An 11,990-nucleotide genomic window follows, 5' to 3' on the forward strand; every position below is an offset into this window, starting at 1 on the left:
ACCAAGTCCTAAGTCTAATGTATACTGGACAAAAGTTAAAAAGAAAACCCGACAAGGAACAATTGGAAAAAACTCTTATGCGTTATACAATAGAGTTAATCAAGAAAAACGGATTAGCCACTCTCGGGACGGCTACACACGTTTGTATCTTTCAAAAAAATAATTCAATATTATTTCTAAATACTCTATGAGATTCGTAATCTGTATTATAGTAGGATAACAGCTTGTCTTTTTACTCTCAAATAATGACTTGGTTTCCAATAATCGCCCAGAAAGAAGTGTCTATTAATGGAAGATCATAAAAAGGAAAAAATATTGATTCTTACTGGCACACTGGGTGACGGACATAACCAAGCAGCTAAAGCCATTCTTGAGGCAACGGGGGTTTATCACCCGGAGGTTGAGGTGGAAATAGTAGATTTTTTACAGTGGACTCATCCTTATTTACATTCAGTGGGCAGATTTTGCTATATGCAGTGGGTTAAGGGACTTCCTTCCCTTTACGGGTATTTGTATCGTAAAACCCGTGATGAGAATAAGCTCTCCAACCTATTCAAAAAAATGAGATCATTTAGCACAGAGCGAATGCTTAAGCTTCTAGATACAGTCAAACCAACTGTGGTGGTCAGTACTTTTCCAGGTGCAGCAGCGGCTATGTCTTTTCTTAGGTCTAATCATTTGACAGATGTCCCTACTGTAACAGTCATTACAGATTATACAGATCATAGCTATTGGATTCACCCGCTTACGGACCGCTATATGGTCGGGGCAGAGCATGTCAAACAAGCGCTAGTAAGGCAACGCGTTCCTCATGAGAGTATTATAGTGACCGGTATTCCAATTAAGCTGTCCTTCACACTTTCGTATGATCGAATGATTTTGTGCCAGAAATACGGACTTGATCCGTCAGTGCCCATCGTTCTTATTATGGGGGGAGGAGACGGCATGATTGGAAAGCAGATGTCCACGCTTCTAAGATCAGAAGAGCTGTCACCCTCGATTCAATTTATTATTGTGTGCGGACGTAATAGCAAGCTAAGGCAATCCCTTGAAGAGGAAATAGGTGTGGAAAATAGTAAGATTCGTCATCGTGTCGTTATTACCGGCTTTGTAGATTATGTACATGAGCTTATGGCCATTTCGGATTTGATTGTGACCAAGCCTGGAGGCGTTACGATATCTGAGGCATTAGCGCTTGAGCTACCAATGATTCTATATAAGCCGATTCCTGGGCAAGAGCAGGAAAATTCCGCATACCTGGTTCGTTTAGGAGCGGCACTGGAAGCACGAAATTCATCTGATCTGAAAAATAGGATTATACAAGCAATCGGTAGTGAGGCTCAGCTTGTAAACTTAAAGAACAATGCAAGGCTTAATAACAGAAAAGAGGGCGCAGCCGAAGCGCTGACAGCCATCTTAGAAACTCAAAACCACTTTATTCCTATTCCTGAGGATGCTCATATCGCTTATGCCAATGCTTAGAATAATGAAGCGGGAGTAAGCAATATACCGAGCACATCATCAAAAACTATAATTTAATCGTAATAGACCAACAGTTTTGCTGTTTGGTCTATTTTTTTACTTAAAAAGGCAAAAAATACAAGGATTTTGACGAATCATAGGGAATATTAAAGTTGTTATATCATTCTAGACCCAGGGTGATGATAAATTAAAAATATACTGTTCTCAGACGTCAACAATAAAATGCTAGTGCTCGATTCTTTCTTGAACCTTACTTCTGATGCGGTTTATGTTATGGATGTTGAAGGGAAAATACTTGAGGTTAATAAGAAGTTCGAGGAATTGCATGGTTGGACAAGGGAAGAGATTATTGGAAAAGAAATGCCTTTGACCCCGGCGGAACGGGCTGAGGCTGTTAAAGTGTACGAGCGGATTGTTCAGGGTGAAGAGGTAGAGGTTATAGATGCTGTGAAGTTTACCAAAGGCGGTACTTCTTTCTTCACGAACGTTACCATTTCACCAGTTTATAACAAAACCGGAGAGCTTATAGCTCTTGTTGTTATTGAGCGAGATATAACAGATCGGAAGAAGGCAGAGGATCGGCTCAGGGAAAGCGAGGAACGTTACCGAGTTCTGGTGGATTGTTCACCTGAGCCTATTGTCGTATATGAGGATTATATTATCGTGTTTGTTAATCCTGCGGCAGTTAGGCTTGTTGGTGCAACTGATCCGGATCAGTTGATTGGCCAGCATATATTCCGCTTGATACACCCGGAGGATATTTCTGCTTTATATGAAGATCTGAATAGGGGATGTATGTTGGGCAAAGTTACTGAGGGGTTCGAACGAAGAATGATCCGGCTGGATAATCAAGTGATCTACGTTGAGTTCCGGGCTGTTCCTATTATTTTTCAAGGGGCTGAATCTGTTCAGCTCTTATTTCGAGATATGACTGCTCGGAAAAAGGCGGAGCTAAAGCTCGAGAAGCGGGAAATTGAATTCAGCTCTATGATGAAGCTTTCTCCCGAACCGGTAATGCTTCACCAGGCGGGGACTGTTACATTTGTGAATGATATGGCCATTAAGCTATTGAAGGGAAATTCTATCCACGATTTTATTGGCCAGCCGATCGTAAGTTTTTTCTGTCCGAGCTGTCATTCCATTATATTAGAACGGATGGTAGCAGTAGTTCATATTGATGGGTATATGGAGTTTGCCGAGTTTAAGCTAAAAAACCTGCTCGGAGAATTTATAAATGTAGAGATATCCTCGATTTGCGTGTACAAAGATCTTGATGAACCAATCGTCCAGCTTATCATTAGAGATCTAACGGAGCGCAAAAAAACGGAGGAAATGATTCGGAGGTCTGATAAGCTGTCGGTAGCTGGGGAGCTTGCTGCTGGTGTGGCGCATGAAATCCGGAATCCTCTGACGGCGTTAAAGGGATTTATGCAGCTATTGAAGGAAAAGAATACAGACTATGTGGATATTATGCTTGATGAAATAGATAGGATTAGTTATATCGTTAACGAGTTCCTTGGAATGGCTAAGCATCAAGTTTTGAATTTTGTGGATTGTGACTTACGAGACCTTATTGATTCCGTTATCGTATTTATGACTCCCCAAGCTATGCTTTTCAATGTACAGATGACATTTACGGCCTGCCCTATACCCCGTATTCAATGCGAGCCAAATCAAATTAAACAAGTGTTTATGAATGTTCTAAAAAATGCAATTGAGTCGATGCCTCGCGGGGGCCAGATTGAAATCTCTCTTTATAGAATGGACAACGGTAACATCATGTCCCGTATAGTTGATCAGGGCGTAGGGATTCCTGCCGAGAGAATGGAGAAGATCGGAGAGCCATTCTTCTCGCTTAAGGAGATGGGAACGGGTCTAGGTTTAATGGTCTGTCATCGTATTATTGAGGCACACAAAGGGAAAATCACGATTTATAGTCAAGTTAATCGTGGTACCTCATTGGAGATAGAACTGCCTACGGTTATGAGATGAAATAGTTGAAATAGCTAGCATAAATTAAAATGAAACTTTAATTATGAAATGTGTTGCATTCTTATGGGCACGTGTGTTATATTATATTTCTTGCTGTTGTTGCCAATGAAATTCACATTTCGACTGATGAAAATAGAAATTAAAGTTTCTATCTAATCGGAAGAAAATAAGGGTTGCAAGTTGCTGAGAGTTATGATAAGATATAATTCTTGCTTCGGAAACGACGCAAACAAGAAACAACAAATTGTTCTTTGAAAACTGAACATTGAGCGTAAGATGTGACTGATTGCCAGCGATGTTTCATCGCGCACAGTCGTCATAAAAAACGAACAAATCGTCGGAAGATGACTTCGGTTATCGGAAGACAAACCAGTTGTAAAGATTGAGCCTCAAAGGCTCTTTAATACCGGTGATTTCGACTCTCGGGATTCCTTTGGAACCCTGTCGTCGAAACACCTATTATGGAGAGTTTGATCCTGGCTCAGGACGAACGCTGGCGGCGTGCCTAATACATGCAAGTCGAACGGATCTTGTTTAGAAGCTTGCTTCTGAACTTGGTTAGTGGCGGACGGGTGAGTAACACGTAGGCAACCTGCCCATAAGATCGGGATAACATTCGGAAACGAATGCTAAGACCGGATAAACAATTTGATCGCATGGTCGAATTGGGAAACGCGGAGCAATCTGCGGCTTGTGGATGGGCCTGCGGCGCATTAGCTAGTTGGTGGGGTAATGGCTCACCAAGGCGACGATGCGTAGCCGACCTGAGAGGGTGAACGGCCACACTGGGACTGAGACACGGCCCAGACTCCTACGGGAGGCAGCAGTAGGGAATCTTCCACAATGGGCGAAAGCCTGATGGAGCAACGCCGCGTGAGTGAGGAAGGCTTTCGGGTCGTAAAGCTCTGTTGCCAGGGAAGAATAAGGGTGAGAGTAACTGCTCATCCGATGACGGTACCTGAGAAGAAAGCCCCGGCTAACTACGTGCCAGCAGCCGCGGTAATACGTAGGGGGCAAGCGTTGTCCGGATTTATTGGGCGTAAAGCGCGCGCAGGCGGTTCTTTAAGTCTGGTGTCTAAGTGCGGGGCTCAACCCCGTGATGCACTGGAAACTGGGGAACTTGAGTGCAGAAGAGGAGAGCGGAATTCCACGTGTAGCGGTGAAATGCGTAGAGATGTGGAGGAACACCAGTGGCGAAGGCGGCTCTCTGGACTGTAACTGACGCTGAGGCGCGAAAGCGTGGGGAGCAAACAGGATTAGATACCCTGGTAGTCCACGCTGTAAACGATGAGTGCTAGGTGTTGGGGGTATCATGCCCTCGGTGCCGAAGTTAACACATTAAGCACTCCGCCTGGGGAGTACGGTCGCAAGACTGAAACTCAAAGGAATTGACGGGGACCCGCACAAGCAGTGGAGTATGTGGTTTAATTCGAAGCAACGCGAAGAACCTTACCAGGTCTTGACATCCCTCTGAATCCTCTAGAGATAGAGGCGGCCTTCGGGACAGAGGAGACAGGTGGTGCATGGTTGTCGTCAGCTCGTGTCGTGAGATGTTGGGTTAAGTCCCGCAACGAGCGCAACCCCTAAACTTAGTTGCCAGCAGGTTAAGCTGGGCACTCTAGGTTGACTGCCGGTGACAAACCGGAGGAAGGCGGGGATGACGTCAAATCATCATGCCCCTTATGACCTGGGCTACACACGTACTACAATGGCCGGTACAACGGGCTGCGAAACCGCGAGGTGGAGCCAATCCCAACAAAGCCGGTCTCAGTTCGGATTGCAGGCTGCAACTCGCCTGCATGAAGTCGGAATTGCTAGTAATCGCGGATCAGCATGCCGCGGTGAATACGTTCCCGGGTCTTGTACACACCGCCCGTCACACCACGAGAGTTTACAACACCCGAAGTCGGTGGGGTAACCCGCAAGGGAGCCAGCCGCCGAAGGTGGGGTAGATGATTGGGGTGAAGTCGTAACAAGGTAGCCGTATCGGAAGGTGCGGCTGGATCACCTCCTTTCTAAGGAACCCTTCGGGGTTATAAAAGTCCATAGCTACCTCGGTAGGATGGCAATTCGTTTCTTACGCTCAAGTTCAGTTTTGAAAGAGCAATCTTTCAACCATCTTGTTTTCCTCGATTGTCAATCTTTGTGGGTTGAATCTTTGATCGAAAACATGATAATATGTTTTTCCCTGCCGAAGAAGCAGGAAATCTTGTACCTTGAAAACTGGATAGCGAAACAAAGCGCGAAAGAAGAGTAGTATCATCTATGCCTTACTAGTGTCTACTATGTATGCGTAGGAATACCGTTTCGTACGACTTCTGTAGGCACAGTGCTGTCGCCCATCATTGATGGGAGCCTAGTCACTGCGAATACAGCATAAGGGAGAAACGGTATTCCGGAGCATTGGTTAAGCTAATAAGAGCGCACGGAGGATGCCTAGGCGCCAGGAGCCGAAGAAGGACGCGACGAACAGTGATATGCTTCGGGGAGCTGTAAGTGAGCTTTGATCCGGAGATTTCCGAATGGGGAAACCCAGCTACCGTAATGGGTAGTTACCCTCGACTGAATACATAGGTCGTTGGAGGCACACCAGGGGAACTGAAACATCTAAGTACCCTGAGGAAAAGAAAACAAAAGTGATTCCGTCAGTAGCGGCGAGCGAAAGCGGAGAAGCCCAAACCTAAGAGCTTGCTCTTAGGGGTTGTGGGACGTCTCACATGGAGTAAGAAAAGAGAGTATTAGGCGAAGAGGTCTGGAAAGGCCCGTCACAGAAGGTAAAAACCCTGTAGCCGAAAGTACCCTCTCTCCGAGACGGATCCCGAGTACCGCGGGACACGAGAAACCCCGTGGGAATCCGGCAGGACCATCTGCCAAGGCTAAATACTTCCTGGCGACCGATAGTGAAGCAGTACCGTGAGGGAAAGGTGAAAAGCACCGCGGGAGCGGAGTGAAAAAGAACCTGAAACCGTGCGCTTACAAGAAGTCAGAGCCCGATCTAGGGGTGATGGCGTGCCTTTTGTAGAATGAACCGGCGAGTTACGTTCACGTGCAAGGTTAAGCTGATGAGGCGGAGCCGAAGGGAAACCGAGTCTGAATAGGGCGAATAAGTACGTGGTCGTAGACCCGAAACCGTGTGATCTACCCCTGTGCAGGGTGAAGGTGCGGTAACACGCACTGGAGGCCCGAACTCGTGAACGTTGAAAAGTTCTGGGATGACGTGGGGGTAGGGGAGAAATTCCAATCGAACTCGGAGATAGCTGGTTCTCCCCGAAATAGCTTTAGGGCTAGCCTCGAGGTAAAGCATCGTGGAGGTAGAGCACTGATTGGGTGCGGGGCCCGCCAAGGGTTACCAAGTCCAGTCAAACTCCGAATGCCATGTATGTATACTCGGGAGTCAGACAGCGAGTGCTAAGATCCGTTGTCAAGAGGGAAAGAGCCCAGATCATCAGCTAAGGTCCCCAAGTGTGTGTTAAGTGGGAAAGGATGTGGAGTTGCGAAGACAACCAGGATGTTGGCTTAGAAGCAGCCACCATTTAAAGAGTGCGTAATAGCTCACTGGTCGAGTGACTCTGCGCCGAAAATGTAACGGGGCTAAACACACCACCGAAGCTATGGCATGACACTTAGGTGTCTTGGGTAGGGGAGCGTTGTATGCGGGTAGAAGTCAGACCGTAAGGACTGGTGGACTGCATAGAAGTGAGAATGCCGGTATGAGTAACGAAAAGACAGGTGAGAATCCTGTCCGCCGAAAGCCTAAGGGTTCCTGGGGTAGGTTCGTCCGCCCAGGGTAAGTCGGGACCTAACGCGAGGCCGAAAGGCGTAGTGGATGGACAACAGGTTGAAATTCCTGTACCACCGTAATCCGTTATGAGCAATGGGGGGACGCAGGAGGAGAACGACGCAGACTGATGGAATAGTCTGTCCAAGCAGTAAGAGGTGAGTGTAGGCAAATCCGCACTCTAATACCTCAAGCTGTGATGGGGAGGGAAAATCACAGTACCGAAGGTCATGTACCCACGCTGCCAAGAAAAGCCTCTAGCCAGGAGAAGGTGCCCGTACCGCAAACCGACACAGGTGGGCGAGATGAGAATTCTAAGGCGCGCGGAAGAACTCTCGTTAAGGAACTCGGCAAAATGACCCCGTAACTTCGGGAGAAGGGGTGCCCCGGTAGTGTGAATAGCACGAGGGGGCCGCAGTGAAGAGGCCCAAGCGACTGTTTAGCAAAAACACAGGTCTGTGCGAAGCCGTAAGGCGAAGTATACGGGCTGACGCCTGCCCGGTGCTGGAAGGTTAAGAGGAGTGGTTAGGGGCAACCCGAAGCTATGAATTGAAGCCCCAGTAAACGGCGGCCGTAACTATAACGGTCCTAAGGTAGCGAAATTCCTTGTCAGGTAAATTCTGACCCGCACGAATGGCGTAACGACTTGGGCGCTGTCTCAACGAGAGATCCGGTGAAATTTTAGCACCTGTGAAGATGCAGGTTACCCGCGACGTGACGGAAAGACCCCATGGAGCTTTACTGTAGCTTGATATTGAACTTTGGTACGGTCTGTACAGGATAGGTGGGAGCCTTTGAAGGTGGAGCGCAAGCTTCACTGGAGGCGCCGTTGGGATACCACCCTGATCGTATCGGAGTTCTAACTCACTACCCTTATCGGGTAGGAGGACCGTGTCAGGCGGACAGTTTGACTGGGGCGGTCGCCTCCTAAAGAGTAACGGAGGCGCTCTAAGGTTCCCTCAGCGCGGTTGGAAATCGCGCGCAGAGTGCAAAGGCATAAGGGAGCTTGACTGCGAGACCTACAAGTCGAGCAGGGACGAAAGTCGGACTTAGTGATCCGGTGGTACCGAATGGAAGGGCCATCGCTCAACGGATAAAAGCTACCCTGGGGATAACAGGCTTATCTCCCCCAAGAGTCCACATCGACGGGGAGGTTTGGCACCTCGATGTCGGCTCATCGCATCCTGGGGCTGAAGTAGGTCCCAAGGGTTGGGCTGTTCGCCCATTAAAGCGGTACGCGAGCTGGGTTCAGAACGTCGTGAGACAGTTCGGTCCCTATCTGTCGCGGGCGTAGGAAATTTGAGAGGGGCTGTCCTTAGTACGAGAGGACCGGGATGGACGCACCGCTGGTGTACCAGTTGTTCCGCCAGGAGCATCGCTGGGTAGCCAAGTGCGGAAGGGATAAGCGCTGAAAGCATCTAAGCGCGAAGCCTGCCTCAAGATGAGATTTCCCAATTCGTAAGACCCCTGGAAGAACACCAGGTTGATAGGCTCGGGGTGGAAGCGCGGTAACGTGTGTAGCTGACGAGTACTAATCGGTCGAGGGCTTATCCTAACGAATAAACACTATTACATGCAAGACCACCACTCTTCTTCCTGCTTTGTTTCGCATCCAGTTTTCAAGGCGCAAGCTTTGTGAATGTATTTGTGACGACGTTGTCGACACAACTGGTCTGGTAATAATGGCGGAGGGGTTCCACGCGTTCCCATCTCGAACACGACCGTTAAGCCCTCCAGCGCCAATGGTACTTGGACCGCAGGGTCCTGGGAGAGTAGGACGTTGCCAGGCCAAATAGAAAGAAGCACTCAGCAATGGGTGCTTTTTTTGTGCTTTGGAATAGATGATTTCCATACTTTATAGCTGTAATGTAACCTGCAGAAGTGATGAAAAAAATCGCTAATCAGGCTTCAAGCCTCCCACCAAGATCAAAGTAGAGTGAAAAACATCGTACTTACGCCACCACAGTAGTTATTTGAGTAACATATCTCGTAGAAGCGATGAATAACATCGCTAATCGCACCTCAAGTAGCCCGCAAAGCAAGAAGTAGAATGAAAAACATCGTACTTACGACACCACAGCAGTTATTTGAGTAACATATCCCTCAGAAGCGATGTTTATCATCGCTATCCCAACCCCAAACTGCCCACTAAGCAAGAAGTAGAATGAAAACATCGTACTTACGCCACCACAGTAGTTATTTGAGTAACACCCCCCTCTGAAGCGATGAAAAACATCGCTAATCGGACCCCAAGCCCCCCGCCAAGCAGTAAGTAGAATGAAAAACATCGTACTTACGCTCCTGCAGCGGTCATTTGAGCAACATCTTCCGCAGCAGCGATGTTTATCATCGCTATCCCAACCCCAAACTGCCCACTAAGCAAGAAGTAGAATGAAAAACATCGTGCTTTCTTTAACTCATTGTAGCGTTTTGAGACTTTGGTGGGGACTTTGCGGATTTTCCTTGACTCATTGTAGCGTTTTGCGACTTTGGTGGGGACTTTGCGGATTTTCCTTGGCTAATTGTAGCGATTTGCGACTTTGGCGGTGACTGCTCGGCTTTTTCTTGGCTCATTGTAGCGATTTGCGACTTTGGCGGTGACTGCTCGGCTTTTTCTTGGCTCATTGTAGCGATTTGCGACTTTGGTGGGGACTCCTCGGCTTTTTCTTGGCTCATTGTAGGGTTTTGCGACTTTGGTGGGGACTCCTCGGCTTTTTCTTGGCTCATTGTAGCGTTTTGCGACTTTGGTGGGGACTTTTCGGCTTTTCCTTGGCTCATTGTAGCGTTTTGCGACTTTGGTGGGGACTTTGCGGATTTTCCTTGGCTCATTGTAGCGTTTTGTGACTTTGGTGAGGACTCCGGGGCTTTTTCGCAACCGCAGCAGTCTTTCGAGCAACATACCCTGCAGAAGCGATGAAAAATATCGCTATCTCAACCTCAAACCGCCAACCAAGCAGGAAGTACATTTAAATACATCGTACTTCCGCCCCCGCAGAAGCCATTTCAGTAACCAAAGGACTGAGAGACAGCAGTCACCGCTCGATACAAGCGCATACCGCCGTCCTAAAGCCAGCCACAACAGCCTATGCCTGTTCCTATTGATGGTAATAAGAAACTTCCTTAGACTCTAGACGGATAACACCTTCACCGAGCTCACGACGTAAGGTTAGTAAAATTCTGATGCGAGGTGTTAGTAGCCATAAATGCCAGTAAAGCATTGAAATAACGAGTGAGGAGTGCGCCCAAGGGTAGAACATTCCGGCCACGCAGCAGCCTACGAGGGTGAGATGGAAGTGGAGCCGACGAAACAGTGCTAATTGCGTGTCCATGATTGGTAGAGGGCCTACCCAGGGCCAGTCGCGGCGAAAGGTCCATCGTTTCTCTGATAACTGGTCAACCCTGCGTATCGTTATTTTTAGTACTAGGGCATGGACCACGAGCATAAGAACGGCTCCTACGACTGTGTAGATTAAGCCTATCCATCCATAGATAAAATATAAAGCCGTCACTACTAACAACGCTGTAGACATATAGCTATATTTGCTTTCAGGTCGTAGTGCTATTTTGCGAATAAGCTTATAATTATAGTAGGTTGCATCACGTGTTACAGCTGGGGCATCCAATCTAATCATACCTCCCTAACATAAAACAGGTTCTGTTTCTTACTATCGGATGATCACGAAGTTAATGTTATGTCTAGTATAGATTTCTTACTATGAATGCGTATATTTTCATAGAATTAAGATCATAATAGATGTATAACTAGGGAAAGGCAGGGATGTTCATGGAAGATAGCGAACGGAAAACCTGCATAGTATGTGGCGAAAACAAAGAAGAGGGAATCACTGTAGTTACTGAATTCATATGTACTTCATGCGAATCGGAAATGGTTCATACGAATACGGAAGATGAAAGATATCCTTTTTTTGTGAGACAATTAAAGCAGCTGTGGGTTCGATTTCATGCTTAATATTTAAGAGGCTTTATCGAGATTAACTCTCGGTAAAGCCTCTTTTTGTCGTTTGTGTGAAAAGGGGGATGTGAGCTTGCATTTATCATTTTGAATCCCTATAATTCTATTCACGCCCCAATAATGAACAGGTGATTATTAATGCAAATCCTTAAAGATGAAGTAAGAAATAAGATCATGAAGGCAGCTTTGCTGGAGTTTAAGCGTGAAGGCTATTTGAAGTCATCTATGCGCCAGATAGCACAGGTGGCGGGAATTACGAGCGGTAATATTTATCGCTACTTCACGAATAAGGAACAGCTATTCGATGCCATTGTCCAGCCTGTGAATGACCAATATACGTCTCATGTGTATGCCATAGGCCAGAAGGTGGCCAGTAGCCAAGCTCAAGATACTACCAATAAGCTTTTTTATTTCTATAACATAGAGCTCACCATTATTGAGTTATTCAAGAACTACAGTGAAGAGTTCATGATATTACTCAATCGTAGTGAGGGGTCAAAGTATGAGAGTGCAAAGTCTGACTTGGTAAATCTAGCATACGGTATTCTAGAGAGGGTGTTTAGCAGGGCTAAGGGATTGAATCGTCTTACAAGCGTTGAAGATACTGCACTAGCCCGCATGCTATCGTCAACAATCGTCGAAGGCTTATGTCTTATCCTAAGGGAGAATGATGAGGGCGATACGCTCAAGAAACTCATAGATCAGTTATTAACGGTCTATACAGAGGGAATTAACAAGCTTATTAAGCAAATGTAACATTAGAAG

The 11,990-nt window shown here is 46.9% G+C and carries 6 protein-coding genes and 3 rRNA genes; 7 read left to right on the plus strand and 2 right to left on the minus strand.

Annotation, left to right across the window (positions count from 1 at the left end; genetic code table 11):
• Positions 1-288 precede the first annotated feature (288 nt).
• The 5 genes from KCTCHS21_RS00095 (at position 289) to rrf (ending at position 9,041) form a co-directional block, all read left to right on the plus strand.
• Positions 289-1,482, plus strand: a complete 1,194-nt coding sequence (locus KCTCHS21_RS00095) for an MGDG synthase family glycosyltransferase (RefSeq protein WP_130604564.1) — start codon at positions 289-291, stop codon at positions 1,480-1,482.
• Between the two features lie 222 nt (positions 1,483-1,704).
• A complete protein-coding gene (locus KCTCHS21_RS00100; RefSeq protein WP_130604565.1) occupies positions 1,705-3,474 on the plus strand; it encodes a PAS domain-containing sensor histidine kinase in 1,770 nt (589 codons plus the stop codon).
• Positions 3,475-3,932: 458 nt separating this feature from the next.
• Positions 3,933-5,489 (plus strand): 16S ribosomal RNA (locus KCTCHS21_RS00105).
• Positions 5,490-5,879: 390 nt separating this feature from the next.
• Positions 5,880-8,807, plus strand: a 23S ribosomal RNA gene (locus KCTCHS21_RS00110).
• A 117-nt stretch (positions 8,808-8,924) separates the two neighbouring features.
• Positions 8,925-9,041 (plus strand): 5S ribosomal RNA (rrf, locus tag KCTCHS21_RS00115).
• The 16S, 23S and 5S rRNA genes sit together here, the layout of an rRNA operon.
• A 623-nt stretch (positions 9,042-9,664) precedes the next feature.
• On the opposite strand, the gene KCTCHS21_RS31015 is transcribed toward rrf, so the two are convergent.
• Both KCTCHS21_RS31015 and KCTCHS21_RS00125 read right to left on the minus strand, forming a co-directional pair.
• On the minus strand, positions 9,665-9,928 hold the full coding sequence (locus KCTCHS21_RS31015) for a hypothetical protein (protein WP_162309235.1): 264 nt from the start codon (positions 9,926-9,928) through the stop codon (positions 9,665-9,667).
• 419 nt (positions 9,929-10,347) lie between these two features.
• Complete coding sequence (locus KCTCHS21_RS00125; RefSeq protein ID WP_130604567.1) at positions 10,348-10,884, minus strand: transposase; 537 nt, start codon at positions 10,882-10,884, stop codon at positions 10,348-10,350.
• Positions 10,885-11,036: 152 nt separating this feature from the next.
• On the opposite strand from KCTCHS21_RS00125, the gene KCTCHS21_RS00130 reads away from it, so the two are divergent.
• Together KCTCHS21_RS00130 and KCTCHS21_RS00135 are read left to right on the plus strand one after the other, a co-directional pair.
• A complete protein-coding gene (locus KCTCHS21_RS00130) occupies positions 11,037-11,222 on the plus strand; it encodes a sigma factor G inhibitor Gin (protein ID WP_130604568.1) in 186 nt (61 codons plus the stop codon).
• Between the two features lie 141 nt (positions 11,223-11,363).
• Positions 11,364-11,981, plus strand: a complete 618-nt coding sequence (locus tag KCTCHS21_RS00135; protein ID WP_130604569.1) for a TetR/AcrR family transcriptional regulator — start codon at positions 11,364-11,366, stop codon at positions 11,979-11,981.
• The last annotated feature ends 9 nt before the right edge of the window (positions 11,982-11,990 follow it).

The organism is Cohnella abietis (genome assembly GCF_004295585.1).
GTDB classification, from domain to species: Bacteria; Bacillota; Bacilli; order Paenibacillales; family Paenibacillaceae; genus Cohnella; species Cohnella abietis.

Bases quoted from the DNA above. Each gene is read 5' to 3' on its own strand.
- KCTCHS21_RS00095 (WP_130604564.1), top strand. From the start codon at position 289: ATGGAAGATCATAAAAAGGAAAAAATATTGATTCTTACTGGCACACTG.
- KCTCHS21_RS00100 (WP_130604565.1), top strand. From the start codon at position 1,705: ATGCTAGTGCTCGATTCTTTCTTGAACCTTACTTCTGATGCGGTTTAT.
- KCTCHS21_RS31015 (WP_162309235.1), bottom strand. From the start codon at position 9,928: ATGAGCCAAGAAAAAGCCGAGGAGTCCCCACCAAAGTCGCAAATCGCT.
- KCTCHS21_RS00125 (WP_130604567.1), bottom strand. From the start codon at position 10,884: ATGATTAGATTGGATGCCCCAGCTGTAACACGTGATGCAACCTACTAT.
- KCTCHS21_RS00130 (WP_130604568.1), top strand. From the start codon at position 11,037: ATGGAAGATAGCGAACGGAAAACCTGCATAGTATGTGGCGAAAACAAA.
- KCTCHS21_RS00135 (WP_130604569.1), top strand. From the start codon at position 11,364: ATGCAAATCCTTAAAGATGAAGTAAGAAATAAGATCATGAAGGCAGCT.